Origin of the sequence: Desulfobacca acetoxidans DSM 11109, assembly GCF_000195295.1 — a bacterium.
Taxonomy (GTDB): domain Bacteria; phylum Desulfobacterota; class Desulfobaccia; order Desulfobaccales; family Desulfobaccaceae; genus Desulfobacca; species Desulfobacca acetoxidans.
In genome coordinates this window covers 2,396,092-2,422,053 of the sequence record NC_015388.1, presented here as the reverse complement: position 1 = coordinate 2,422,053, position 25,962 = coordinate 2,396,092, and the positions used below count along the sequence as shown (strand labels likewise).

General features: G+C 53.4%; 31 protein-coding genes. 15 read left to right on the top strand and 16 right to left on the bottom strand.

The window, feature by feature from the left end:
• Positions 1 to 24 precede the first annotated feature (24 nt).
• The 8 genes from DESAC_RS10835 to DESAC_RS10800 are packed head-to-tail and all read left to right on the top strand — an operon-like array spanning position 25 to position 6,794.
• Positions 25 to 636 (top strand): DUF488 domain-containing protein, encoded by a 612-nt coding sequence (locus tag DESAC_RS10835; RefSeq protein ID WP_013707116.1) that lies wholly within the window; start codon positions 25 to 27, stop codon positions 634 to 636.
• Positions 576 to 1,013 (top strand): DUF488 domain-containing protein, encoded by a 438-nt coding sequence (locus tag DESAC_RS10830; RefSeq protein WP_013707115.1) that lies wholly within the window; start codon positions 576 to 578, stop codon positions 1,011 to 1,013. The genes DESAC_RS10835 and DESAC_RS10830 overlap by 61 nt, the downstream gene beginning before the upstream one ends.
• Positions 991 to 1,731, top strand: a complete 741-nt coding sequence (locus DESAC_RS10825) for a dual OB domain-containing protein (RefSeq protein ID WP_013707114.1) — start codon at positions 991 to 993, stop codon at positions 1,729 to 1,731. The genes DESAC_RS10830 and DESAC_RS10825 overlap by 23 nt, the downstream gene beginning before the upstream one ends.
• 25 nt (positions 1,732 to 1,756) lie before the next feature.
• Complete coding sequence (locus DESAC_RS10820) at positions 1,757 to 3,253, top strand: HEPN domain-containing protein (RefSeq protein WP_013707113.1); 1,497 nt, start codon at positions 1,757 to 1,759, stop codon at positions 3,251 to 3,253.
• Between the two features lie 56 nt (positions 3,254 to 3,309).
• Complete coding sequence (locus DESAC_RS10815) at positions 3,310 to 3,546, top strand: hypothetical protein (protein WP_013707112.1); 237 nt, start codon at positions 3,310 to 3,312, stop codon at positions 3,544 to 3,546.
• Positions 3,547 to 3,601: 55 nt separating this feature from the next.
• Positions 3,602 to 4,198 (top strand): transposase, encoded by a 597-nt coding sequence (locus DESAC_RS10810; RefSeq protein ID WP_013707111.1) that lies wholly within the window; start codon positions 3,602 to 3,604, stop codon positions 4,196 to 4,198.
• 36 nt (positions 4,199 to 4,234) lie between these two features.
• A complete protein-coding gene (locus DESAC_RS10805) occupies positions 4,235 to 4,519 on the top strand; it encodes a DUF8156 family protein (RefSeq protein WP_013707110.1) in 285 nt (94 codons plus the stop codon).
• Positions 4,494 to 6,794: a DNA polymerase domain-containing protein gene (locus DESAC_RS10800; protein ID WP_013707109.1), complete on the top strand. Its 2,301-nt coding sequence runs from the start codon at positions 4,494 to 4,496 to the stop codon at positions 6,792 to 6,794. The genes DESAC_RS10805 and DESAC_RS10800 overlap by 26 nt, the downstream gene beginning before the upstream one ends.
• A gap of 137 nt (positions 6,795 to 6,931) precedes the next feature.
• On the opposite strand, the gene DESAC_RS10795 is transcribed toward DESAC_RS10800, so the two are convergent.
• From DESAC_RS10795 to DESAC_RS10735, 13 genes are all read right to left on the bottom strand, one after another.
• Entirely contained in the window at positions 6,932 to 8,128 is a 1,197-nt protein-coding gene (locus tag DESAC_RS10795; protein ID WP_013707108.1) for an FprA family A-type flavoprotein, read from the bottom strand.
• Between the two features lie 231 nt (positions 8,129 to 8,359).
• The gene (gene rd / locus DESAC_RS15850) at positions 8,360 to 8,518 is read right to left on the bottom strand and encodes a rubredoxin (RefSeq protein WP_083800275.1); all 159 of its coding nucleotides are present in this window, start codon (positions 8,516 to 8,518) and stop codon (positions 8,360 to 8,362) included.
• 141 nt (positions 8,519 to 8,659) lie between these two features.
• Complete coding sequence (locus DESAC_RS10790) at positions 8,660 to 8,851, bottom strand: rubredoxin (RefSeq protein WP_013707106.1); 192 nt, start codon at positions 8,849 to 8,851, stop codon at positions 8,660 to 8,662.
• A gap of 150 nt (positions 8,852 to 9,001) precedes the next feature.
• Positions 9,002 to 9,853, bottom strand: coding sequence for a thiamine pyrophosphate-dependent enzyme (locus DESAC_RS10785; protein ID WP_041283931.1), 852 nt, complete (start codon positions 9,851 to 9,853; stop codon positions 9,002 to 9,004).
• Positions 9,854 to 9,868: 15 nt separating this feature from the next.
• Positions 9,869 to 11,560, bottom strand: a complete 1,692-nt coding sequence (locus DESAC_RS10780) for a 2-oxoacid:acceptor oxidoreductase subunit alpha (protein ID WP_013707104.1) — start codon at positions 11,558 to 11,560, stop codon at positions 9,869 to 9,871.
• A 363-nt stretch (positions 11,561 to 11,923) separates the two neighbouring features.
• On the bottom strand, positions 11,924 to 12,298 hold the full coding sequence (locus DESAC_RS10770; RefSeq protein WP_013707103.1) for a desulfoferrodoxin: 375 nt from the start codon (positions 12,296 to 12,298) through the stop codon (positions 11,924 to 11,926).
• Positions 12,299 to 12,438: 140 nt separating this feature from the next.
• Positions 12,439 to 12,933, bottom strand: a complete 495-nt coding sequence (locus DESAC_RS10765) for a rubrerythrin family protein (protein ID WP_013707102.1) — start codon at positions 12,931 to 12,933, stop codon at positions 12,439 to 12,441.
• A 41-nt stretch (positions 12,934 to 12,974) separates the two neighbouring features.
• Positions 12,975 to 13,190, bottom strand: coding sequence for a hypothetical protein (locus tag DESAC_RS10760; RefSeq protein WP_013707101.1), 216 nt, complete (start codon positions 13,188 to 13,190; stop codon positions 12,975 to 12,977).
• A 91-nt stretch (positions 13,191 to 13,281) separates the two neighbouring features.
• Complete coding sequence (locus DESAC_RS10755; RefSeq protein WP_013707100.1) at positions 13,282 to 13,470, bottom strand: hypothetical protein; 189 nt, start codon at positions 13,468 to 13,470, stop codon at positions 13,282 to 13,284.
• A 36-nt stretch (positions 13,471 to 13,506) separates the two neighbouring features.
• Positions 13,507 to 14,319, bottom strand: coding sequence for a DUF3786 domain-containing protein (locus tag DESAC_RS10750; protein ID WP_013707099.1), 813 nt, complete (start codon positions 14,317 to 14,319; stop codon positions 13,507 to 13,509).
• 16 nt (positions 14,320 to 14,335) lie between these two features.
• On the bottom strand, positions 14,336 to 14,731 hold the full coding sequence (locus tag DESAC_RS10745) for a Fur family transcriptional regulator (protein ID WP_013707098.1): 396 nt from the start codon (positions 14,729 to 14,731) through the stop codon (positions 14,336 to 14,338).
• Positions 14,732 to 14,916: 185 nt separating this feature from the next.
• A complete protein-coding gene (locus tag DESAC_RS10740) occupies positions 14,917 to 16,035 on the bottom strand; it encodes an SPL family radical SAM protein (RefSeq protein ID WP_013707097.1) in 1,119 nt (372 codons plus the stop codon).
• A 46-nt stretch (positions 16,036 to 16,081) separates the two neighbouring features.
• The gene (locus DESAC_RS10735; RefSeq protein ID WP_013707096.1) at positions 16,082 to 16,531 is read right to left on the bottom strand and encodes a hypothetical protein; all 450 of its coding nucleotides are present in this window, start codon (positions 16,529 to 16,531) and stop codon (positions 16,082 to 16,084) included.
• A 339-nt stretch (positions 16,532 to 16,870) separates the two neighbouring features.
• Here DESAC_RS10735 and nadC point away from each other — a divergent pair, with 339 nt between their 5' ends.
• Positions 16,871 to 17,752, top strand: coding sequence for a carboxylating nicotinate-nucleotide diphosphorylase (gene nadC / locus DESAC_RS10730; protein ID WP_013707095.1), 882 nt, complete (start codon positions 16,871 to 16,873; stop codon positions 17,750 to 17,752).
• On the opposite strand, the gene proC is transcribed toward nadC, so the two are convergent.
• On the bottom strand, positions 17,703 to 18,524 hold the full coding sequence (gene proC / locus DESAC_RS10725; protein ID WP_013707094.1) for a pyrroline-5-carboxylate reductase: 822 nt from the start codon (positions 18,522 to 18,524) through the stop codon (positions 17,703 to 17,705). The genes nadC and proC overlap by 50 nt on opposite strands.
• Positions 18,525 to 19,118: 594 nt before the next feature.
• Between proC and DESAC_RS10720 the strand changes: the two genes are divergently transcribed.
• From DESAC_RS10720 to DESAC_RS10695, 6 genes are all read left to right on the top strand, one after another.
• Entirely contained in the window at positions 19,119 to 19,937 is an 819-nt protein-coding gene (locus tag DESAC_RS10720; RefSeq protein WP_013707093.1) for a ParA family protein, read from the top strand.
• Entirely contained in the window at positions 19,880 to 20,293 is a 414-nt protein-coding gene (locus tag DESAC_RS10715; RefSeq protein WP_041283929.1) for a hypothetical protein, read from the top strand. Before DESAC_RS10720 ends, DESAC_RS10715 begins: the two co-directional genes overlap by 58 nt.
• Before the next feature lie 19 nt (positions 20,294 to 20,312).
• Positions 20,313 to 20,954: a radical SAM protein gene (locus DESAC_RS10710; RefSeq protein ID WP_013707091.1), complete on the top strand. Its 642-nt coding sequence runs from the start codon at positions 20,313 to 20,315 to the stop codon at positions 20,952 to 20,954.
• A gap of 19 nt (positions 20,955 to 20,973) precedes the next feature.
• Positions 20,974 to 21,657: a 7-cyano-7-deazaguanine synthase QueC gene (gene queC, locus DESAC_RS10705; RefSeq protein WP_013707090.1), complete on the top strand. Its 684-nt coding sequence runs from the start codon at positions 20,974 to 20,976 to the stop codon at positions 21,655 to 21,657.
• A gap of 104 nt (positions 21,658 to 21,761) precedes the next feature.
• Entirely contained in the window at positions 21,762 to 22,211 is a 450-nt protein-coding gene (locus DESAC_RS10700) for a hydrogenase iron-sulfur subunit (RefSeq protein WP_013707089.1), read from the top strand.
• A 78-nt stretch (positions 22,212 to 22,289) separates the two neighbouring features.
• On the top strand, positions 22,290 to 23,027 hold the full coding sequence (locus tag DESAC_RS10695; RefSeq protein ID WP_013707088.1) for a sulfite exporter TauE/SafE family protein: 738 nt from the start codon (positions 22,290 to 22,292) through the stop codon (positions 23,025 to 23,027).
• A 203-nt stretch (positions 23,028 to 23,230) separates the two neighbouring features.
• On the opposite strand, the gene DESAC_RS15330 is transcribed toward DESAC_RS10695, so the two are convergent.
• The gene (locus DESAC_RS15330; protein ID WP_013707087.1) at positions 23,231 to 24,478 is read right to left on the bottom strand and encodes an XRE family transcriptional regulator; all 1,248 of its coding nucleotides are present in this window, start codon (positions 24,476 to 24,478) and stop codon (positions 23,231 to 23,233) included.
• A gap of 96 nt (positions 24,479 to 24,574) precedes the next feature.
• Positions 24,575 to 25,951, bottom strand: a complete 1,377-nt coding sequence (locus tag DESAC_RS10680) for an amidophosphoribosyltransferase (RefSeq protein WP_013707086.1) — start codon at positions 25,949 to 25,951, stop codon at positions 24,575 to 24,577.
• Positions 25,952 to 25,962: the final 11 nt, after the last annotated feature.

The window sequence follows — 25,962 nt, the reverse complement described above, 5'->3', positions numbered from 1 at the left end:
CTGAGAATCAAGGGAATACGAGAAATGACTGTCGTAGACGGGAGTAATAATCGCCGGATCTTTTCCATCGGGCATTCGAACCACTCGTGGGAAGCTTTTTTGGATTTATTGTTAGACAACAGTATTACGTTTGTCGTGGATGTCCGGTCCAGTCCATATAGCCGCTATACTCCCCACTTCAACAAGGGACCTCTCAGCCAGGCTTTGCCACCCGCGGGGATCGGCTACCTGTTTCTAGGCGACCGCTTGGGCGGCCACCCGGAGGGGGCTGAATTCTACGACTTGGATGGCCGTGTTCTGTATGACCGCTTGGCCGATTCAGCGGCTTTCCAGGAAGGAATTGCTCAACTGTGCCGGACCATCGCAGTCCACCGCCTGGCTCTCCTGTGCGGTGAAGAAGACCCTTCCCATTGTCATCGCCGCCTCTTGATCGCCAGAGTCTTGAGTCAATCCGGGATAGAAACTTTGCATATACGCGGCGATGGGCAGGTACAAACCGAAGCGGAACTGATGGCTCTAGAAGCGATGTCCCAGCATCGGCAGATGAGCCTTTTTGCTTCCGAGGATGTGCGCCCATGGAAATCTACACAATCGGTTTCACCAAAAAAAGTGCCGAAGAATTCTTTGAAATCTTAAAGCAAAACGGCATCAAGTGCCTCATTGATGTCCGCTTGCACAATCAGTCCCAACTGGCCGGTTTTGCCAAACGAAATGACTTGAAATATTTTTTACGGGAACTCTGTGGGACGGAGTATCAGCACGAACCCAGGTTGGCGCCCACCGAGGAGATCTTGGAGGACTATCGCCATAAAAAGATCGGTTGGGAAGAATATCGACAACGCTTCCTGAAATTGTTGGCTGACCGCAAGGTCGCCGAGTTTCTGCCCAGGCAGCTCTTTGAAACTCCCACGGTGCTGTTATGCAGCGAATCGCAGGCTGAATATTGTCACCGCCGCCTGGTGGCGGAATACCTCCAGAGGGTTTGGGGCGATGTGGTTATTCGAGATCTTTAAGAAAACCCGGCATCAGGTGGTCATCAACCACCTGACCCGGATGGAGCGGGGCTACATCTGTGTGGCCGGCATTGATCTGACAACGCTCCAGCACCTGCGTCTGGTGCTGCGGCGAGAGCGTTTGAAAACCCGATTCCTGACCCGTTACGGAGGACCCTTTGATATCGGTAACATCGTCACTTTTCGGCGTTGCCGGCCCCGACTGAGGCCGCCCCATGTGGAAGATTGTCTTACGAACACCGATCAGGTGACGTGCCAAGCCGTGGCAGACCCGGCGCAGTTTTGGGAGATCCTCAAGAATATTAGTAAAACCAGTCTGAAAGATATCTTTGGTAGCAGCCTGCAGCGGTTTGGAACTTCCTGTGGCACCGCCGCTGGCCAAGGAGAGGCCTCCCTGGGCTGTCTGCGCCTGAAAAAGCGGCCGGAAATCTATTTCGGCGGTCACCCCGAAAGACCGCGGATTCGACTGCGCTTGACCGACGGGGAACTGCACGTGGATGCCCCGGTAACTGATCTGCGCTTGTACGGCGAGGATCACTATAGTCCGCAGGTAAATCTCATTGAAGAGATCCAACAAAAGATTCGCACCAGCCAGGGTCTGATCCTCAGCCTTGGCTTGACCCGGGCCTTCGCCGCCGCTCCCGATCAAGCCCCGGTGCACTGGCTTCAGGTTAATAATTTTCATTTCCACGAGCAGCCGGTCTGGCGGTTGGGGTAGGTGGTGCTGCAAGAGAGGAAGAGGTATGTCGGCCGAACTTAAAAGCATCTTTATTGAATATGCTGACAGAGTTAGCAGTCTAAGCCAACGTGTTGCCATCTTGCCAGACAAAAAACGGCATATAAGTGACTTGGTTCAAGATATAGAAAAAGGCCCGGAATTTCATAAGCTGGTCCTGGCAACCCGTGATGAATTCGGCCATACCGGAAATCGCCGGAACGAATCTGCCTGGCGCCGCGCAGTGGGAAATGTATTACGCCGATCTGGTTTTTATATCTATATCTTAGAAAAAAATTTGCACGATCCATCTGAAGAATTTGAGAAGTATGTTCATGTATTCAAGAGCCCGAAAAAGAAAATTTCATATCTGGGTCTGCTTGAATATGTGTCTTTCGAACAAGATGATATCGACTTCGGGAATTTCCAAATCAAACGCTTTTCCAGGGATGATCTTGATTCTATATTGGGCAACAGTATCAACGAAATTTTCTATCCCTGGGCGGCGGTGGATTTAAACCAGATTGAGGATTATTGGTTTATTTATCTCCAGCAATCTATTCAGGTTAAAAAGATTATCCCCTCAACCAAAGTTGACTACACGAAAATTTTCTCCGATGATAGCTACTCTCGTGTAGAAATGACATATACTCCGCGACCATTCCCGGAACCACTTGAGTCTGTCATCAAGCCACTGGTTCTTTTTGATTGGCAAACAGACTATTGGCGAGGGGGACCTGCAGATGAAAAAGAAGAAAAGGCAACAGGGTGGATGGGATTTAATATTCCTTTTGTCTTAAAAGTTACTGATATCCTTTATGAACCATCGTTTCCAGCGCCTTCACCCGAAAAATTAGATAAAACAATAGAACGTGTGACAGAGAATGGAGAAGAAATATGGGGTCCGGAGTTCCATATTTCTCTAGATAAGCAAGAAACAGAATCGTTCATTACAGTTGTCAAACGAACCCACGAAAATCTACAAAAACTTGATTTGGAAAAATCTGGTTGGCATTTCTTTAATAATGCTTTTGATATGTTGGTAAAAGCTTTTTTTACAGGGGGTTTGGAACAGCTTTTATGGCATATAACTGCCATTGATGCTTTGTTAGGAGAAAGAGGAGGTGGGCTTACTAAAAAGCTTTCCCGAAGAATAGCATTTATTTTAGGTGAAACAGAACAGAAACAAAAGGAATTACAAAGCCGTTTTGAGAAGTTATACAATTTTAGATCTGCTCTCGTACACGGAAAGATTGACAGTAAGGAAAGTAAGGATAAACAAAAGAATCGGGTTTATATAAGCCATCTCAGAGAGGCTAGGGATTTTGCCCGGCAGACTATCGTTTGGTTTTTGGAGTTCTTACTGAAGATTCAGGACGGAATTTCACAAAGTCAAGGTAATATCGAATTCCCGAAGCGCGATCTTCTCCTGAAGTTGTTGGATATGGATGCAACGGAAAGGTCACAGCTCAAGACATTGCTTCAGATATTGCCACCGGATTTTCCACATCTATTGGGGAAATGAATTATACTTAAGCATAAGGAGACAGGAGCAATCATCACCAAACAAGGAGCTAGACCATGGGTCGCACAGTTACAATATCTGAGGAGCTTTATGAAAAATTGACCCTGGCGATGCAAGAGCAAGGCCTGCAAAGTATTGAACAATTGCTCGAACTTTGGCAGGCGTATGCAGTCGAACGCCGGCGTCGTCAGGAAGTCGTTCACGGCATTGACGATCTGCGTGACCGCTTTCATGCTAAGTATGGCGACATGCCCGATAGTGTACCATTGATTCGGGAAGATCGGTCCAGGTAGGTACAAGAGGATAGCGTTAGCGCAGTACGATACTTCAAAGGAAATTACAGAAAAATTGGCGGACCCGAAAGCAAATAAACGCCGATCTCTCCGCCTGCCGGAATATGACTACTCTCAGGCGGGGGCGTATTTTGTCACCATCTGGGTCAATCAGAGAAAATGTCTGCTGGGCGAGATTATGGATGGCGCAATACAGTTGAACGATTACGGTAAAATAGTCAGTGATTGTTGGCATGACCTACCGCGCCATTATCCTAATATCGAATTGGACGCCTTTGTAGTTATGCCGAATCATATACATGGAGTGGTAGTCCTCGTAGGGGCGGGGTTACCCCGCCCCTACAACAACCAAAAAGCATTTCCACCAGGACAGCCTACGTTGGGGCAAATTATAGCCTACTACAAATATCAATCGACCAAAGTAATCAACGTAATGCGGCAGGCGCCGGGAACCAAGTTTTGGCAACGCGGTTATTACGAACACGTCGTCCGAGACGACGCATCCTTAAGCCGTATCCGGGAATATATCGTTAATAATCCTCTGCGTTGGGAACTCGACCGGGAAAATCTTCAGGCCCGCGGTCAAGACGACTTTGACTGTTGGCTGGCTTCTTTTACCACCGGACCGGTGAAACAGACGAGGAAGTTGTAGGGGCGGGGTTACCCCGCACCTATCGGTAACGTCAGCATGGGCCGCACCGTCATACCTTATACCCAGATTGTCGACCAGGAGCGGAGCCGCTGGCAGAAATTCCGGCGAGCCCTGCGGCGGGAAGACCAGGCGCACTTCGACCGGCTCTTCGAGCTGGCCCGGCGGCATACCCAAGCCGGGGTCTATGCCTCCCAACCCTGGCCCATGGAGGTCATTCTGATGTCCATGCTCCTGGAGCACCAGAAGGCTCTGGCGGTGCTGGCGGAAAGGCTGCGGCGTCTGGAAGAGGGCGGCAATGGCGATCCAGGCCTGGCTCTTTGACCTCTATCCCTGGCGGTCGCAGATGGTCCTCTGGTTTCTCACCACCGATGGCCGGAGGCTGCGGATCGTCGATGCCTTCACCTACCGCCTCTATGCCCAGGGAGCAGGGGCGAAACTTCGGCAATTGGCCCGCTATACGCGCTCCCGAGGTTGGGTCCGGCACGCCTATTTCGAAGACAAGATTGACTTTGCTACCGGCCGGACCAGTCCAGCCCTCTGCCTGGAGGTATCCGCCTACGACCGGCGGCCCCGTCTATTGGCCTATCTGGGCGCCCTGGAGGAGGACCTGGCCTTCTATAACTGCGACCTGGATATTTCCGCTTATTACCTCTATTCTAAGAAGCTTTTTCCCTGTTGTTGGTATGATCTGGAGCTGGCGGGCGACAGACTGGCTAGTTTTGCCGCACAGGAGGGGCAATTTCAGGAGGAGCTGGTCATGCCGCCGCTTGCCACCCTGGAACTGGCCCTGACCCGCGACCACCTGATCCCGCTGGGGGGCGGCAACGGTCTGGCCCTTACCTGGGAAGGGCGTACGGTGGAGTTGGAGGTTGCGGAGGTGCCGACTTTGCTGGCGGAACTGGCCCACTACTTCCAGCGTTTGGACCCCGACCTCCTCATCAGTGACTGGGGTGATGAACACATCCTGCCGGTGCTCTGGAATTGGGGCCGGCAATACCGCCGACCGCTGCCGTTGGACCGGGAGCCACCGCCGGTGCCCCGGCGGTTGAATCCCCAAGGCCGCTCCTACTTCTCCTATGGCCGCATCGTTTACCAGGGGCCGTCCGTCCCCTTTTACGGCCGCTGGCACATCGACCGGCGCAACTCCTTCTTTTACCGGGAGGCGGGCCTGCCCGGTCTGGTGCAGCTCTCCCGGTTAGGTCAGACCCCCTTGCAGCAGGTGGCCCGCACCAGTCCGGGAACCCTCATCACCTCCATGCAGTTGGCCCGGGCTACAGCCGACAATATCCTCATTCCCTGGCGCAAGACCGAACCGGAGCATTTTAAGACCGCGGCCGAACTCCTGACGGTCGATAAAGGCGGTCTGGTCTTCCAGCCGCCGGTGGGTTTCTACACCCAGGTGGCCGAAATCGATTTTGCTTCTATGTACCCTACCATCATGGCTGTGCATAACATCTCGCCGGAGACTGTCAATTGCGGTTGTTGCTGCGAACCCCGGACACCGGAGGCCGAGTACGTCCTCTGCCAACGGCGGGAAGGACTGGTTCCCCGTACCTTAAAGCCTATCCTGGATCTGCGGGCCCGACTGAAATGCCGGGTTCGGGAAACAACTGACCCGGAAGATGCTGCCGGTTACCAGGCACGCCAGATCGCCCTGAAATGGATCTTGGTCACCTGCTTCGGCTACCTGGGCTATAAAAACGCCCGTTTCGGCCGCATCGAGGCCCACGAGGCGGTCACGGCCTTCGGCCGGGATAAGCTCCTTGCCGCTAAGGAGATCTGCGAAGCGACGGGCTACGAAGTCCTGCACGGCCTGACGGATTGCCTGTGGATCAGGAGGTCGGATGAGGGTGGAGTAGAAAATGAGGTTCTACTCGGGTTATGTGGGGGAGGACAGCGGTCTGTGAACCCTGGCCTCCTTCCTAAGCACACTCGACATCTGCACCGGGTCGAACTCGCTGGCCTCTGCCAATGCATCACTGCGGCTACAGGCATCACCATGGCCCTAGAGGGCGTTTATCGTTGGATTGTCTTCCTGCCGTCGCAGCAGCAGGAGGAGCGGTCGGTGCCCAACCGGTATTTTGGCGTTTTTGAGGATGGCCGGCTGAAATATCGGGGGTTGATGTGTCGGCGGCGGGATACGCCGCCGTTGGTACGACAGGCCCAGGAGGTGTTGTTGGCGTTTCTGGCTCAGGTCCGGGATTGGGAGGAGGGTAGGGCACTCCGGGAAGAGCTAGACGATGCTGCAGCGGACTTCCGGTTGCGCCTGGAGCAGGGGATAGTGCGACCGGAGGAGTTAGTGATTACCAAGATCCTTTCCCGGTCGCCGGACCGGTTTCGGGTTCAGACCCACACCGCCTTGGCTGCCCGGCAGCTTCAGGCGGCGGGCATCCGGTTGGTTCCCGGTGAGAAGCTGCGCTATATCGTTCGGGACCGGCAAGGCCCGCCGGAGACCCGGGTGCTGGCGGCGCCGTTTTTCGATGCCCTGGACCGCTATGACACGGAGTATTACCTGGAACTGCTGGCCAAGGCGGTGGATGAGGTGCTCTGGCCGTGGGCAGTGGGCAGTCGAAGCCGCTTCAAAATGTGCGCTTAATTTTGCAATCCGCTCCAACCTCTCAAATCTCGCCGGGTTCGCCGCCGTTCACATCATGCTATGCGAATGTTCTGGTGTCCAGAATAGTCCTCAATGAGCCATACGTTGTCAGCTTCTTAACCCATTCCCCTAGCTGGTTATTTCACCTGCTCCTGGATCATCCGGCCGATTTTTTGGCCCAAGGCCTGACAGGCCTGTAGATCGTCGGCGTTCGGCCCATAGTTCACCTTTATGCCGGGGTCGGCAATGGTAAACTTCATCTCTTCCAGATAATGGTTGATCTGGCCGACTGCCTCGCCGCTCCAGCCATAGGAGCCAAAGGCGGCGCCGATCCGGTTCAGGGGCTTGAGACCTTTCATGTAGGTCAGGATATCGGCCATACGGGGCAGCAGGTTATTGTTCAGGGTGGAGCTGCCGCAGATGACAGCCTTGGCGTCTAACAATTCGGTCATGACCTCACTTCGGTGGTTGTGATGTAAGTTGAAGATTTTGGTGGAGATATTTTCCTGGACGAGGCCCTCCGCGATGGCCACGGCCATCTTTTCAGTGCTGTGCCACATGGTGTCATAGACAATGATGGCCTTCTGAGCTGTGACCTGCCTGCTCCAACGATCGTAGGCCTCCAGGATGGCTTGAGGCCTGGTGCGCCAGATGAGGCCGTGGTCCGGGGCGATCATGTCGATCTGCAGCCCCATTTTCTGCACGTCGCCCAATAATTTCTGAACTAGCGGCGAGTAAAGCAGCAGGATGTTAGCATAGTATTTAGCAGCGTGGGCCATGAGTTCGGCTGCGTCTACCTGATCGTCGAAACGCTCACTCGTGGCCCAATGCTGGCCGAAGGCATCGCTAGAGATAAGCAGACGGTCATCCGGCAGGTAGGAAAACATGCTATCCGGCCAGTGTAGCATCCGGGTCTCAATAAACTGCACCGTCTTCTTCCCCAGGCTCACACTTTGGCCGGTTTTCACCGTTTCGTAGGGATAACCGGCTGGAAAGTTATAGGCCAGCATATTTTTCTGACCCATCGGGGAACAGAAGATCTTCTCCGGTCTTATGAGGTCTACTACCTGCATCATGGCCCCGGAATGGTCCAGCTCGACATGATTGACAATCAGGTAGTCTATCTTTGCCGGGTCGATGATCAGGCTGACGTTTTTCACCAACTGATCTTTATGTTCCTTTTTTACCGTATCTACCAGGGTGATTTTGTCATCCAGGATTAAATAGGCGTTGTAGGTTGTGCCTTTGTAGGTGGAGTAGCCGTGGAAGTCGCGGATATCCCAATCGACCGCCCCGACCCAATAGACATCAGGTTTGATTTCTACTGGAATCATCTATAACTCCTTAGCCTTATGGTGGCCATTATCCTTCTGCTTTCGCTTAACGTTACGCACACGTTGAGATGCCGGGGGAGATATTGTATTTATAACTGGTAGCAACCGTCTCACCCTAGCCCTCTCCCCCCAAGGGGGAGAGGGGATTAGAGGATGGTTGTCAGTAGGTTAAAAGTTGGGGTTAATGCTCCGGACTTGATCGGAAGTATGGTTCTACAAGCAACCGATTCTTTATTCGGGCTCAAACTGGTCTTTAGCAGCGCCACAGACCGGGCACACCCAAGTCTCGGGCAGACTTTCAAACGGGGTGCCGGGAGGAATATTGTTTTCCGGATCCCCCTTGGCGGGGTCGTAGACAAAACCGCAAACGCCGCAGACATACTTTTTCATATTCAATTCTCCTTTCTGGCTGATTGCCATTATTGATAAGTCATCCATAAACCATGAACCTATTTATCGGGTTGCACAGATTTGCTAACCTGTGCAGGAATTGTATCCTCATAGTCAAGGTTGGCTTTTAAAACCCTATTGTTAGGCCGCGGCTCCGACCAGGGGCTTAAAAAACGCTTTGCCGACGCCGCACAGGGGGCATTTCCAGTCCTCGGGCAGGTCTTCAAAACGGGTGCCTTTGGGGATTTTGCCTTTTTTATCGCCCCGTTCCGGATCATAGATGTAACCGCAATTAGCTGTCTGACACTGCCACATGTTTTCAAATTTTCCCATGATAGTTACCTGTCCTCATTATTTGCGTAGTTTTCAAAGTTTTCTGTTCCATGTTTTGAGTTTTGAAGAGATATTGGTATCCGTGTTTATTGGATAACTCCAAAAAACCTTTCCCATATCGATCTCGGAACTCGAAACTCGGAATCATAATTATCTGTAGTGGGTTATAAAAGCCTTGAGCTTGGCTTTGTCAACCTGTTGTCGTGCCAGAGGAGTATGGCCTAAGCAGTCGAAATGGGCCTCGAAAGGCGGCCGAGAGTTTTTCGAGATGACGCCGAGGGGGATTTGGTCCCCCCATTCGTTTGCTTTCAGTATGGCCGCCGACCAGTCGGTGGGGTCGTAGGTTTCCGGCAGCCGGTAGCAACGATTCTTGTACCAGGCAAAGGTATTTACCTTATTGAAAGAGACGCAGGGCTGCAAGATATCCACCAGGGCAAAGCCGGGATGGGAAATGGCCTGTTTGATCATCTCGGTCAGGTGGTCCTCGAAGCCGGCAAAACTGCGGGCGACAAATCCGGCGTGCAGCGCCACGGCGACGGCGATAGGGTTAAAAGCAGCGGCATAGACGCCATGCGGCTGGGCCTTGGTGATAAAGCCTTCATCCGACGTAGGGCTGGCCTGCCCTTTGGTTAAACCGTATACCTGGTTATTGTGCACCAGCAGGGTGATATTGATATTGCGGCGGATGGCCGCCAGAAAGTGGTTGCCGCCTTCGCCATAGGTGCAGCCGTCGCCGGTTTCGACGATGACCGGCATCTGATGGTTGGCCAAACGGCAGCCGGTGGCCACCGGGAGGGAGCGGCCGTGCAGCCCGTTAAATAGATTGGCGTTAAGATAATGTGGCGTTTTGGCGGCCTGACCGATGCCGGAAACAAAGATCACCTCGTGAGGGGTCAGGTTGCTTTCCACCAATGCTTTTTTCAGGGCTGCGAGGATGCGGAAGTTGCCACAGCCGGGGCACCAGGCGGTTTCGTAATTGCCGTAAATCGATTCAGATAACATCATCACACCCCCTGGTTAGAAACCGCCCGATTGGAATTGACCGAGAATGTATTCCGGTGTCATCGGCAGGCCATCGTAGCGGAGGATCCGGTGGGGGAGATCTAAACCCGTCTCCCGGCAGATCATTCTGGTAAATTGAGCAGTGGCGTTTCCTTCCACCATAACGACGTTGTCCGCTCCTTGCAGATAGGACAGAAACTGGTCCGGTATCAACGGCCACACCTGAGCAAAACACAGGGCCGCAGTCCGGTGTCCCCGCAGACGCAGTTCTGCTGCTGCTTCCACTACCGCCCCGCAACTGGAGCCCCAGGTAACGAAGAGGACCTCGGGTCTATTGTCACCCTGATATTCCGGGAGAGTTACTTCCGCCCGCAGACCGGCAGATTTACGCAACCGTTTTTCTACCATCAGAATCCGCACAGTCAGATCCTCGGTAATATGGCCGTCACTGGTGTGTTCATCGCTGTCGCAGACGACCAGATGGGTGCTTTGGCCCGGCAGCAGACGGGGGGAGACGCCGCTATCGGTGAGGGCATATCGTTGATAGGGGAGGGAAACCTCCTCCGGTGAACTGCCCACCGATGTCGCGTCTAATGCATCGATTTCAAACGGTGCTACGGCGCGATAGGAGTCAGCCAGGAACTGATCGGTGAGGAGGAAGATCGGAGATTGATACTTTTCCGCCAGGATCAGTGCCTTGCGAGTAAGATGAAAACATTCTTCGATCGTGGTCGGGGCAAAGATAGCCCGGGGAAACTCGCCGTGGCCGGCGTGCAGGATAAATTCAAGGTCCCCCTGTTCGGTCCTGGTCGGCAGTCCGGTAGCCGGGCCGGGACGTTGGGCCACCACGATCAATATGGGGGTCTCGGTCATGCCAGCCAGGCTGACACCCTCCACCATCAGGGCAAAGCCGCCGCCAGAAGTGGCCACCATGGCCGGAACCCCGGCATAGGAAGCTCCAATCGCCATGTTGATGGCGGCAATTTCATCTTCGGCCTGCTCCACTACCAATCCCAGGTCATCAGCGGCTGCCTGCAGCGTCAAAGAGATGGATGTTGCCGGGGTCATGGGGTAGAAGGCGCAGAATTTCAGGCCGGCAGAGATGGCTCCCAGTGCAATTGCCTCATTGCCATTAAGCATCAAGTGTTCCTGCGGTGCTACCGGCGCCAGCCTGACGGTTTCCGGTAAGTTTCGCCCTGAAGCCCACTCATAGGCCGCCGAAAAAATCTGACGGTTTTTTTCAGTGACTTCGGGTTTTTTGGCGCCGAAATAATCTTCCAGGGTCTGAAAGACAACCTGTTCATCCAGGCCTAAAAGTTTGTTCAGTACTGCCAGGTATGCCACATTGGCGAATTTTTCCTCGGCAAACTGCTTGAACGGCGCTTTTACACATCGCTGGTCGGCATCGGCAAAACGTTCATCCAGCAAGATGAGGCCGTCAGGAGCGATTTCCGTGCGATGCCAGTCTACCGTTTCTTGGTTTAAAGCAACGAGGAAGTCGAGGCGTTGGCGGGGAGCGATGATCTCCTCGGTGCTGACACGGATGGCAAAGGTATTGTGTCCGCCTCGGATGCGGGATTGATAGCTCTGGTTCACGACGAGATAGTAGCCCGAACGCACCAGGGCCTTGGTCAGGATCATGGCAATGGTCACCAGACCTTGCCCGGCCTCGCCGCCGATTAACACATGCAATTCTTGCCGTCCCATAAGAAGCCTTCTTTTAGGGTCAGGTATTTTGGCCCGTATACACCCAACCTTTGGTCATATTTGCTTACCTAAGAAGTTTTGAGTTAAGTTCCAAGCTTTTCGACCTGGGTATAATGCTTACTCCGTCCGGAAGCAGAACGCCGGATAGATAAGGAAGAAAGGGGGCGGTTTTGACGCCCCCCGGCTTTCAAACCGTCTCGGTCCGCCATTCCCCACACCCTGCCGCCAGACCTTGAGGCGAGAGGAGTGAACCCACGGGCGCCCAGTTCCCGGTCTGACAGAAATAACGCGTTGGGATTACTGGCAGAGAGTGCAGTTCGACATTGACCTGTTTGTTGAGGGCAAGCTCCATTTTTTGCCGGGCTAGGCCTTCCATAGTCCGTGTAGATTGCAGTATTCCCGCGCCGTAATCTCTTCGGCCTCGATAATGAAGACGGCCTCCGGGGCCTCGCCGGGATTGAGGAACTGGCGATAAGCCTTGTTGCCGGCAATTACTTCGATCCATTCGATATAATGTTTTTCCTCCATAGGATGGGCGACGCTGCCGACTTTCACCTTGAAGCCGCCAGGAACCTTCTCTATGACTGGCACGTGTTTTTCTTTGGCCGCGTCTACGGTGTTCTCTTTGAAGTTTTTCATGGGTTGGCCGCAACAGACCAGTTGTCCGGGGCCGGCATGGACCATTTCTACGATGTTGCCGCAGATATCACATTTATAGATTTCCAGTTTTGCGGTCATGGGTCTTTCCTCCTTTGAGGCTGATGTGCTTTCAAGGTTTTTAGTATTCGGCCGATCCCTGGCCGACTGCTGAAGAGGTGTATAAAATCAGAAGCGCGGCTGCAACTTCGGGGTACTACTAAAATAAGTCTCTTGCAGGGTTAATCAATACGTTCGAAAAATTTCTTGAGGGTTTTACAGACCGGGCATTTTTCCGGCACTTCACCTTCCACTGTCCAACCGCAGATGGGGCAGATGTATACCTCTACCATGGCTTGATTTTCCAGGTTGTTTAACATTTTTTGATAGAGGGCGGCATGTACCTTTTCCACTTCGTTGGCATATTCGAATGATCTTTTGGCCTGGGTATTGCCTTCCGCAGTTGCCGCGGCGATCATCTCGGGATACATGTGCTCAAATTCGTGAGTTTCGCCACTGATCGCCTCCATCAGGTTTTCCCGGGTGGACTTAATGCCGCCTAACACCTTCAGATGGGCGTGAGCATGAACGGTCTCGGCAGCGGCGGCGGCACGGAATAGCCGGGCAGCCATCGGATAGCCTTCCTGGTCGGCTTTTTTGGCAAAGGCCAGGTATTTTCGGTTGGCCTGAGATTCTCCGGCAAACGCTTCTTTGAGATATTCTTCGGTTTTCGACATGATTTTCCTCCTTCTGGATGATGTTTTTATAGCTGGGCAGCTCAATGTTTTTGCGGCCACTCAGCTAGTTCCTGCTCTGTAACAGCATAACAGAAATGGTCCCAGGCGAATTCCCTCGAGGACACCGGACAGCGCAGTTTGATTTTTTTTTCATCAACGCCGATGACCTCCCAATCGCCTCGGCGGGGTCCGCCTTGAATGTGGATTTTTTGACCGATCTGAAAAGGGTAGGGGCGGAAAATTGTTACTTTGGCCATGAGAACCTCCGACGCGTTTTTTTCTCTCTAAGAACAGAATCGAACAGGATTTTTCCCCTCAAGAAGCAGAATCAGTTCTCGGTGAGAAGCTTTATCTCAAGGTGGCAAATTTGCCATGCCAGGCACAACGGTTACAGAAAGCTTCCATATCCGGGGGTAACGGCCGAGGCTCTTCCGCAAATACTACTTTGCCATCTTTGATCTGGAACTCGCAGACGTCGTATTCATCCTCTGCATCTTTGATATAAAAATTTAAGGAACCACATAACGGGCATTTCATACCTTGCATCTCCTTCAGGTGATTGAAGTAGTGCTGCTAATATTTTTCTAACAGGTAATCCATCAGACGCTCTACGAGAAAGAGCAATGACTCCAAGTCCAGATAATCCATCACCTGGGCATCGAAAAGGAAATGGGCCTCGGCGGCGAAGTTTTCTTCTGCCTCGGCATCATGAAAAATCAGCAGCAACGGCAGATGGGGCAGGGGCCGAAAGATGAACTGGAGATCGGCATCCTCCGATACGGATGCAGGTTGAGCGCCCAAGGTTAGGGCTCTTTGAGCCAGTAGCTCTTTTTTGCCGCTCAGGGCGGCAGCCAATTGCCGCTGTAAACGGTGCAGCGTCTTGCTCTTGGAGACTGAATGAGGCAGCCCCTCAAATTTAATCCACTGGCCGCAAGGGGGCCGCTTGGCTTGAGAGGCGATGTAATTGTAGAGTAAAATGGCGTCCCAGGGGTTTTCCGCGGTTCCTGCCGGATACCGCACCTCATCCTTGAAGATCCGTACCGTTTGGCCGAAATAAGTGAGTTCCAGGTAAGGCCGCTGTTCTTCCTCTCTGCAAATTGCCCCTAATCCCGTTGCCAAGGTAGCAAAATCGAGCGGTGCAACTTTTTCCTGGAGAAATTTCAGGGCGATGGCTAACTTATCGCGCCTGCGGCCGACTCCCTGCTGCTGCTGCTCGCGAATGGTTCCTGACAACTGCTTGGCTTCATCTGAGAGATGGGGGCAATTTGTCAGGTCAGCGCCCTCTACCACCACCTGGGTGGCGAAAGCCAGGCAGGTAGGGTAACCGCAGTCGCCGCAATTTGTTTGCGGAAGATGTTTAAAAAGCTGCAGTGCGGATATCGGCATATTTTTGAAACCCGTCTTAATTTCTTTTTTCTTGCTGCTCCCGACACTGCGGGCAGATTCCTAAAAATTCCAGTCGGTGTCCCAAGATAGTGAAGTTACTCAATTCGCTGCAGGACCGGTCCAAATCGGGGAGTGCAGGCAATGGGGCATCTGCAATCTTACCGCACTGTACGCAGCGTATGTGATAATGTTCGTGCAGCTCGGAGTCAAACCGCCGTTCACCAGTTGCCGGCTCCAACTTGTGAATGAGTCCACTGGCCGCCAACTGCTCCAGATTTCGGTAAACCGTTGCCAGGCTGATTTTGGGAAGTCTCAGTTTCACTTTTGTAAAAATCTCCTGGACGGACGGATGGTTTTTCTGCTTCTGCAGTTCTTCGAGAATAATCCGGCGTTGGAGGCTAGGTCTTCGCATACAAATTTAATAATGATAATTGTTATTTTTATCGGGTAGGAATAAGCTAATGATTGGCCTGGATATTGTCAAGGTTTTAATTTCAGAAGTTTTTATTTTGTGAATATTTCAGTATTTTCAAATAGTAGAGTGGCAGGGGTTCAGGCTGCTGGCTAGGGAGATCGTCGGATATCCGGCAGTGGTGACTAGTTTGGAGTTGAGCGATCAGTTTGGCGATATAACATTGCCTGGGCATCCAGCATTGCAGCTAACTCCCGGCTGGTGGGAGAGAAGCCGAAGACCTGCTGCCAGACCCAGGGGCTTTCCATGCAGAGGTAGATGAAGGTGTTGGGGGACTGAGCAGTTATGAACTGGCGCAGACGGGAAAACATTTCCAGCCGCAGGGTCTTGAAATAGCGTTTCTTGCCGTCCAGGGCGGTGACGAATTCTTCTTCGGCGATACGGCTGCCTGGAAAGCGTCCCCGGATGATTGATTTTAACGATGGCATAAAACGTAGCGCTCCCAGGCTGATCCAGGCGATACGATCTGCCGGGACCGCCGTAAAGAGTTGTGCCACCACGTCCTGATATTCCGGTTCCCAGCCGGGGTAGTAGATCAGCGGGTCGAAGTGAAAAGCCAGGCGGAACCCGGCTGCGGCACACTTCTGTGCCGCGCTCAGTCGCCCGGCCAGGGTTGCGGCCAGGTGTTCTTCCTGACGGATCAAACGCGGCGGGTTCAACGACCAGGCAAAGATCACCTGCGGGTTGGGGCCCAAGGGGAGGAGGGGTTCGACCCGAGCCCACTTGGTTTTGATTTCCAGAATGATTTGGGGCCATCGATTGATGCGGCAGATCAGCTCCCGATTCAGTCCCAAGAGCTCATCCATGGCCAGGCTGTCGCCAAATTCGCCTGTGCCCAAGCGATAGACCGTTTTAGGATTGGCATCCAACCGCTCTTCCAACTCCGACCACAGGTCCTGCCAATTGGTGAACACGGTGATAGCTGGCAGATTAAAGTAACCCTGTAGGACGCAGTAACTGCAGTCCATGGGACAGTTGGTCATAACCTGCAGAATCTGATAGCCGCAACAGATATATCCTCTGGTACCGGGACAGGGGCGCCAGAAAGGGCCTTTCTGTCGGGCTAGCAACAGCGTTTCTTTCCCCTGAGCGATTGCCGTGGGGGTCAATGGTGCAGCAATCCGGAGAGTTTCCCGGTCTGGAATGATCTCTGTCGGCAGGTGCGCCAATCGCTGACGCACCTGCACAGCCAATGGGTCGTCTTGAGCCGCTGCTTCAATCAGCAGCCGCTTTATCCGGAACATACAGGCCGGATGGTTGGGTTGGGGCAGGCTGATAAAAAACCCGGTATTATCGGTTTACTTTAAGGGGAGCAGAGTTATGTTCGGTATATTCATGAGTGGATACAACCTGACTGTCCGGCTTAAAGGTAATTACGAGCGTGCTGCGTAAAATCTTGCCTTCGGTTTTACTCGGCGCCTTCTTTATCTGTTTATTTTCGTCCAATACGAATGGGACGGTAGATTGAGGGTTAATGTCGCGGTCATTAGGATCGCGTTTCCTGAGGACAGGAGCATCGCGATAGCTTCGATACACAAAAACCACTCCGTCTGTGGTCCTATTCACCTGTTGGGGCTCACCGAACAGAATCATGATCTCATTTTTAGTTGTCTGTCCGTTTTTGATACGCTCCACGTAGCGTGGATTGATTGTATTGCCGGTGATATCCTGCCAGGCCGACAAGAGCATCACTGCGATGAGAAGCAATAGACCTATAGTGACGGTTTTACCTTTTTTCATAAGCACATCCCCCTGTACGATGCGGTGAGATGAGATAATTTACAGTAATAAGTTTCGCACCCCCATGGCAGCAACGCAACTGAAAAAGGCGCTCAGATTTGATTAAGGCTGAAACGATTTTTTTGAAGGGGTTCTGTAGCCTGGATTAGGAAGTTATTCTAATCGGAGAAAGATAAAGGTACTTTTTCATTTCAACCAGTTCGGCCTTGTGGTAACATAAGGAGCGGTCGTGAATATAAATCGATTGTGGCTGGCAATGGGCAAATTCCCTAATTGCCCTTGAGGGAAGGGGGGAATAGAGTAGTTGCGCCAAAGTCACGATCGTTCAAGGGAGCCAAGATGCTGTTGTTAAACCAAACCGTTCATCGGTTGATTGACCTGGCGCTGGAAGAAGACCTCGGCCCTGGTGATATCACTACAGAGGCGGTCATTAGTCCGGAGATTATGGCCGAGGCCCATATTCGGGCCAAGGAGCGTCTGGTAGTGGCCGGGCTGCCGGTAGCGGAGGCTGTTTTTGCCCATTTAGGTTCGGAGATCATCTTTAACCCGCGGGTGGCCGAGGGGGAGGTTGTGCGTCCGAAGACGGTTCTAGCCTCGGTGGTGGGACCGGCTGTTCTGCTCCTGATGGGCGAGCGGGTGGCTCTCAACTTTCTTATGCGTCTGTCGGGCATCGCCACCTGGACGAGACAGTTTGTAGAAGCGGTGCAGCTTTCCGCCGCCCAGATCGTGGATACCCGCAAGACCACCCCAGGCTGGCGGGTGCTGGAAAAATACGCGGTTCGGGTGGGGGGTGGGGCCAACCACCGTTTTGGCCTTTTTGATGGGGTGCTCATCAAAGATAATCACATCAGAGCTGCAGGAGGTGTGGCCACGGCGATAGCTGCAGCTCGACAGGCGGTGCCGCACACCTTGAGGATAGAAGTCGAGGTTTCCGATCTGCCCGGACTGGAGGAGGCCCTTGCTGCGGGGGCAGACGTTATCTTATTAGATAACATGGAGAATGACTCATTGGCCGAGGCGGTGCGGGTAGCTGGAGGCCAAGTGATTTTGGAGGCCTCCGGCGGTATGACCCTAGAGCGGGTATCCGAGGTCGCCGCCGCTGGGGTGGACTTCATCTCGGTGGGCGCCCTGACCCATAGCGCCCCGGCGGTGGATATGCATATGAAGATAGTCAGGGCCGGGTTGGTCGAACCGTCGCCAACTCCTGAGAGCGGCTTGTAGCCGCTTCCACGGCGCTCATAATCAGCCCCCGGAATCCTCCTGCTTCCAATACATGCAAGCCGGTTATGGTGGTTCCTCCCGGAGAGGCAACCTGATCCTTTAAAATGCCGGGGTGATGACCGCTTTCCAAAAAGAGGGCGGCGCTGCCCAGGATGGTTTGGGCGGCCAGCAGCAGGGCGGTTTGGCGGGGCAGGCCCATTTTGACGCCGCCGTCAGCCAGGGCCTCTAGGAAGAGGAAGACGTAGGCCGGACCGCTGCCGCTAAGACCGGTGACTGCATCCATGAACTTTTCCTCCACTATAACGGATCGGCCGACGCTGTCAAAGAGTTTTCGGGCTAAATCCAGGTCCTGAGCAGTAGCCCTGGTTCCCTGGGCAATGGCCGCCACTCCGGCCCGAATCAGCAGAGGGGTGTTGGGCATCACACGCAGCAACCGGGCCCGGGGCAGCATCTCTTCCAGATAGCTTAAGGGCAGACCGGCGGCAATGGAGATAATCAGATGGGAAGCCCCTATCCGGTTACGGATGTCGGTCAAGACCTCCGGTATGATCTGGGGCTTGACCGCCAGTATGACAATGTCGGCGGCTACCGCCTGCCGGTTATCTGCGGTTTGCACCCCTAATTCTGCGGCCAGGGCGCGCAGTCGCTCGGTATCGGCGTCAGCCAGACAGATCGAGGCCGGTTCGATCAGACCGGCCTGCAGCCAGGCACGGGTCAAGGCGCTTCCCATATTGCCGACGCCGATAACTGCTAGTTTCTTTTCTATAGACATTATTTCGGTCTCCCTGAGTGTGAGTCTCGTACTCATGGTTATTCTTTAAACAGCACCCATAAAGCATGAAAATTACCTATCGATAGTTCAGGTCTTCCAGCCTGTGCAGGAGTTGTCATCATTACCACTGATAGGGAAGACGGGAGGCGCTGCGCTTTTCCGCCCTACAAGCTGTGGTTGAGTCAGATACTAAAGCCGAGGGTTATTGTAGGGCTGTCGCCTCGGGCTGGCAAGACAAAGTTTTTAATAAACCGATATCAGTATAAAATATTCTCAGAAGAGAAATCCTTGGGTTTGTTGGCAGGACTGCTCCGAGGTGGATAATACACTTGACGGCCTGCAGGCTTTTCTATTAAGATGACATCCTAATGAGGCAATTATTTCCTATGGGTTGATGTACCCGGATAATTCACCAAAATCCCATATACCCGGTGGCACAGGCTTTCCAGCCTGTGCAAAAAAACAGTCTGTATTTCAGGTAAGCCTGTTAATCCATGGCATTAAAATGAGTTAACTATCTTTTTCAAAATATCATGAATAAAGCGGGTGTATTCTTCGAGTTTTCCCACCCTTAGACGGACTGGATTTTCTCCTATGCCCTTCGTTGTAGCCATTATTAATCAAAAAGGCGGTACCGGCAAGACCACCACTACTATAAATTTGGGAGCTGGTTTGGCCTATCAGGGGTATCGGACGTTGCTGGTGGATATGGACCCACAGGGCCATACCAGCATCGGCATCGGCATCGACCCGGATAACTTCACCGAGTCCATGGGCGAGGTTATGACCGTTCCTCGCAAAGATATTGAAGATGTGGTTCTGGCTACGTATATCAAGGGCCTGTTTGTCGCCCCCAGTCATATTAAGCTGGCCAGGGCGGCAGAGCAGTTGTATTCAAGGATGTATCGCGAGACGATTTTATACCAGGCTCTCAAAGATACGGATTACGACTATGTCCTGATCGATTGCCCCCCGGCCTTAGGCGTGCTGACCACCAATTCCCTTTATGTTGCCGAGTTTATTATTATCCCCTGCCAGATGTCGCGTTATTCCCTCGATGGGTTGGCCGATCTCATGACTACTATCGAAGAGGTAAAGAATATCTTCACCGAGGACCTTTTCCGGGGTGATTTCTTCCGCATTCTGCTGACTATGTACGACCGGCGCAATCGGGTGACGAACGAATTTATCATGGAGCAGCTTAAGCCCTATTTAGAGAAGACCTTTGGGGTAATCATCATGAAGAATGAAGCCCTCAATCAGGCCCAGATCGCCCAAAAGGCCATTTTTGATTATGACCACAGCAGCACCGGGGCGAGGGATTACTATCTTTTGACCCAGGAATTCCTCAACCTATGTCAAAAAAGAAAAAATTTGCCGGAAAAAAGACGAAGCTTGCTAAACTGGCCCTAACCAAGGTTTTGATCCAGGAACAGTCCGTCGAACCTCCACCGGTCTCGGAAACGGCGGCAACGTTGACGTTGGCCAAGGCGGTGCAGAACTGGCGGGATGAGCAACTCGATTTTAATCTGCCTTCGTCCAGCGATCAAAAAATTCCCGACCAGCGGCAGTTGGACACCACCTATGCTTATCTGACGCTTCTCCAGGAGTTGGAAGCTATCCGGGAGATGTTGCGCGCTCCGGGTCTGCCCGTCAGAACGCCGATGCACGATCAGAAACCCTGGACTTGGCCCAGCCCCGAAATTCTCCACTACTCGTTACAGATTATCGGACATACCCTGAGAGAAATAAAGGCCTTGATGGGTTGAGGCACAGAGGAAAACCGATATGGCCCTGCGGGTGTGTGAAACTTTTATTAGTATCATGGGCGAGGCGAGCTTTGCCGGGTTGCCGGGTTTTTTCATCCGTTTGAGCGGCTGTAATCTTCGCTGTCGCTATTGTGATACGACCTATGCCTACGCCGAAGGGGTTGAACGGAGCCTGGCAAGCCTATTGGGTGAAGCCGGGGCCTCGGGTTACAGGTTAGTCCTGGTTACCGGTGGGGAACCATTGCTTCAGGAAGAATGCCTGGTACTCCTCAGCGCCTTGGTAGAGAGAGGGTTTACCGTGTTGTTGGAGACAAACGGCTCCCGGCCTCTGGAAGCCGTCGACCCGCGGGTGCATCGCATCATCGACCTCAAATGTCCCGGAAGCGGCATGGCGCAGCATAATTATTTGAAAAATCTTGACTACCTGACCGAAAAAGACGAACTCAAGTTTGTAGTCTCCAACCGGCGTGACTTTGACTGGGCCATGCAGGTAATGGCTGCATCACGCATCTGGGAGCGTTGCACGGTCTTGTTTTCCCCGGTGTTTGGCCTCTTGCCGCCCAGTGAGTTGGCCGCCTGGATTCTTGCCACGCGTCTGCCTCTGCGGCTAAACCTGCAGCTCCACAAATATATCTGGGGGCCGGATGTCAAGGGAATGTAACTCAAAGGAGACGATTACCATGAGCGACCGCAAATTAGCGGTAGTTCTGCTAAGCGGCGGTTTAGATAGCTGCGTCACGGCGGCAGTAGCCGGTCAGGATTATGATCTGGCCCTTTTTCACGGTAACTATGGTCAACGCACGGTCCGGCGGGAGTTGCAGGCCTTCCGAGAACTGGCGGTTTTTTTCCGCTGCCGCCATCTTTTGGAGGCTAATTTAGACTATTTAGGTGCCATCGGCGGATCGAGCCTGACTGATGCGAGCCTGGCAATACCGCAAACAGATACTGAATCTGAAGAACTCCCCTCCACCTATGTCCCTTTCCGCAACACTATCCTCATTGCTGCGGTCGTAGCCTGGGCTGAGGTGATCGGTGCCAGCGCCGTTTTCATCGGGGCGAATATTATTGACGGTCCCGACTATCCTGATTGCCGCCCGGATTATTTCAACGCCTATAACCGGCTGATCGAATTAGGCACCAGGCCAGGAACCCACATACGCATTCATACCCCCTTGATTCATCTCGATAAAGCCGATATCATCCGTCTCGGTCTTAAGTTGCAGGTCCCCCTGGAACTCACCTGGTCATGCTACCGCAATGAAGATCGGGCCTGCGGATGTTGTCCTTCCTGCCGTATACGACTGAAAGGTTTTGCGGAAGTCGGAATTAAAGATCCCATCCTCTATGATGAAGAAAATCTTTAGGTTTTCATCGGAGTCAGCTTATGAATAAATAGAAACTTCCGATTTGACGGATAGGCGGAATATGCTATAGAAGAGGCAGGTGCTTTGCAAAGAGGGGAGATTTAATGGAGGAGCCATTCGAACCTAAGATCATTGTTTTTTGCTGCCAATGGTGTTCCTATGCCGCCGCGGATCTGGCTGGGTCGATGCGCCTGCAGTATCCTCCCAATATCCGCATTATCAAGGTTCCCTGCACCGGCAGGGTAGACATACTCCACATCTTGAAGGCCTTTGAATGTGGTGCCGATGGCGTATTCCTCTCTGGATGTGTGCTGGGCGAGTGCCACTATCTGGAGGGCAATTATTGGGCGGTAAAACGTGTGGGTCGGGTTAAAGAGATTCTTCAGGGTATCGGCCTGGAACCGGCGCGGGTGGAAATGTATTTCAATTCTGCCGGTATGGGGCCGCAATTTGCCCGCTGTTGCATCGATTTCACTGAGAGGATCAGGCAGTTGGGTCCGCTCTGCAAAAAACCGGCGTTGGAGAACCACGCCCAACCAATCCTCCACGCCTAAATATGAGAATGGGGGCGATATGAAAAGACTATCCTGGCGGTCACCCGTCCATCGTAAAGATGATCCTCTTTAGCATTTATGCCGACAGACCTTTTGCTCTGCCTCATCGCCTTCTCCGCCGGTTTTACTCAAGGGCTTTCGGGTTTCGGCTCGGTCCTGGTAGCCCTGCCGCTTATGGTCCTCCTCCTGGACCTCAAGACCGCCGTTCCTCTGGCGGGCCTCTGGGGTATGACCATCAACATCATCCTGCTGTTGACCCTGCGGCGACATCTCGATCTCACAAGAATTGTACCTCTCGTGGTGGCGGCTTTGCCGGGCGTTCCCTTGGGGGTCTACTTCCTTAAAAATGTTCCTCTCTGGCTCCTGGAAATGGTTTTGGGGGTATTGCTGGTAGTTTTTTCGATATACTTTGTCTGGTCGGGAGGAAAGACACGGCGGCTTTCCCGGGGGTGGGCTTACGCCGCCGGTTTCAGTTCGGGTTGTCTGGGTGGCAGCCTGGCCGCGAGCGGCCCGCCGGTAATCATCTATACCGCCTTGCAACCCTGGCCTAAGGACGAGATCAAATCCACTCTGACCGGTTTCTTTTTTCTTTCCGGTTTAACCATCATTTTTGCCCAGATTGTCGCCGGTTTGATTACTCCCCAAGTACTGAAAACGAGCCTGATATCCATTCCTTTTGTGGTTCTTGGAGTCATATCGGGAACTTGGTGCTACAACCGGATGGAGACCATACGCTACCGGCAGGTAGTCGTGGGGTTGGTCACCCTTTTAGGGTTGATTACTGTGGGCAAGTCACTGGCAGGATCCGGTTTCTAGTTTCCGGTTTCCGGTTGTTGGCCAGAAATTAAATTATACACAGGCTGGATGCCGACGCCATCAGGAAACCATTTTCATGTAAGGAAAGATTGCCGCGTCGGGGCGAACCTTGTGTCCGCCCGCGCTTTAGGGCGAATAAAAGATACGGCCCTATCGATAAGACTCCACGCCTGATGGAGAATTGGTATGAAACGATTATCGGTCTAGATTTCGCCGATCAACTCTTCCGCCCGTTCGATTACCCCGCCCAGGTCGCGGCGGGAGGTTTTCAACTCGTAGGCATAAACCGCTGTCTGTTGATGGCGCATGTACTCCAGGGCATCGGTTAACTCCAGGGTAGGGGTCCCCTGGCCCTTTAGGTGTTCTAAGGTTTGAAATATCTGTGGCGGCAGGAAATACCGGCCGACGATAGAGCGGGAGGTGGGGGAGTCGATGATTGGGTTGGATGTCGCCGGTTTTTCCACCAGCTCTTCCACCTGGAAGATGCGGGGAGGGATCGCCAGTCTGCCTAAGCGCACTACCCCACCTTGCGGCAGTCTTGCTTTTGAAGACGGCTCTACGGCAATCAAAGGCGCTTGGTTGAGCTGTCTGAAGGCGGTGCTCATATGCTGCAATTCCCGGGGCATGTCGTGCGGGCGGCGCCGGTCGAGCATTTCATCCGGCAGCAGGACCAGAAAAGGTTCTTGTCCCACCCAGGAGGCGGCCTGCAATACGGCGTCGCCCAATCCGCGCGGTGCCTCCTGGACGCAGAAATTCAGGGAAAAGCGTGGCACTACTGCCAGGTTCAGGGCGGTTTGTAGAGGTTGATAGAGCGTTTCCGCTGTTCCTGGCGCCAGAATCAGCATAAACTGGCAGACCCCCGCCGAAGCCGCTTCCCCCATCATCTGTAACAACAGATGCTGCATGACGTGCATGGCTAGGAGCCGATGCTGGCCGCCCGCAGCCGGTATAATGGCCCGATGTACCGGTGCTGCCAGATAATCGGCGGCCAGGTTTACCGCTGCGGCGACCATGGCGGCGGACTGTTTCTGGAGTGATTCATCTGAGGCGGCCAGGTTATGGAGCAGGCGGCGCAGGCTGACCTCATCCAAGCCGCTGGCCTCGAGTCTTTCCCAGAGAGAGAGCGTTTCTGCCTCAGGTGTCTGGCCACTAACATCGGGACCCGCGGCAACCGCTGTCCGGCCAAGTTGGTTCCTAAGACTGGCTAATAGAGGCGTAGGGGCCAGGTCGCCGGCCATCAGCCAGGCTTCGAGTTCCTGTCCGGTGATCCTGAGAGCTGAGGCCAGTTTGAGGAGCGTTCCCCGCCGCGGTCGGCGTTCTCCGCTCTCCAGGCGGTTGATATAACTGACATCCAGACCCGCCTGCTGGGCCAGCGCCCTTTGGCTGATTCCGGCAGCCTCCCGGGATTGGCGCATCAGGTGGCCGAAGTGTAGCTTTGGCTTCTTTTCCATGCCTTTGATGGGGAAGATTTAAGCTCCAAAACTCAGGGGAAAACCCTACCTCAGATCTCAAAGCCTTTAATCGGAGACCAGAGATCAACCACGTTTTCAGTCATCCATCGGCCGTCTGCCATCCCAACATTTTAGACAGAGGTCGGTTCGGGGAAGGCGGAGCGCAGCCACGAAATCATCTAAGCTGTTGTATTTCACCGAATCGGCCCCGATCTGGTCCGCCACCCAGCGTTCCAGTTCCCGCAACTCAGCCATCGAGGTGATGTCGCCGCGGTAGAGATAGCGCCTGGCCATGAGTTCTTCATAAGTGCGGGTGGAGATGCCGAAATCACAGGGGTACATGAGGGGTGGACAGGCCACCCGGACGTGCACCGCCTTGGCTCCGGCCTGTTTTAAGTCATGAACCTTGTTAAAAATCTGGGTACCCCGAACGATAGAATCGTCGCACAGGACGATCCTTTTGTCTCTCACGGCATAGTGCAGGACCGACAGTTTACGTTTGGCCATTTTTTCACGGGCAATCTGGGTCGATTGGGTGTAGCTGCGGTCGGCATAGCGGTTATAGAGGAAGACTTCCTGGTAGTTCAGTCGAGACTGCATGTGGTAGCCGATGGCGTGGCCGATGCCGGACATGGGAACCGGAGCCACCAGATCGGCTCTCGGACCGCCTTCTTCCTGATCCCGTTGGGCCAGCCGAGCTCCTAAATTATAGCGGGCTTCGAGTACCGCCAGGCCGTCGATGACAGAATCGATGCTGGCTGTATAGGCCCATTCGAAGGCGCAGTGCGCCCGCCGGGGGGAAGGCAGTTGCCGGACGGTAGTAAAACCGTGATGGTCGAGCCGCACGATTTCCCCAGGGCGCACGTCCCGCACTACTGCCAGATCAAGATTAATTAAAGCTCGTGATTCCGAACAGACGATATATTTTCCCGGTCCCTGTCCGAGAATGAGCGGCCGGAGCCCGTAAATGTCTCGGGCCGCATAAACACCCTCCCGAGTAAGGACCACCAGGGAGTAGGCTCCTTTGATGGTACCGGCCAGAGCAGCGATTCCAGCCACCGGGTCCTGCTCTTCCAGGATTATTTTGGTAATGATCTCTACATCGTAGCCTCGCCAGAAGGCTTTGCCCCGGCTCATCATGTCGCTCTTCAAGCTGGCGGCATTCATAATATTGCCGCTAAAGGCAAGGGCGATCTCTCCCAGGCTGGACTGCCATTTTACCGGTTGCCGTTCTTTCAGGCTGACATGCCCGATGCCCCAGCGGCCCGGCAGGCTGTCCAGATCCTGATCAGTAAAGCTGCTTAAGACCTTGCCGTGATGGGTGACTTGGTGAACGCCGTCGTCGTAGGTGGCGATGCCACAATACTGTTGGCCGCGATGTTGGAGGAAATCAATCCCCTGAAATATCTCAAAAGCGCAGGAATCAGATCCATAGATGGCAAAGACCCCACAGTTGTCATAGACTGATTTCATTCAGGGTTGCT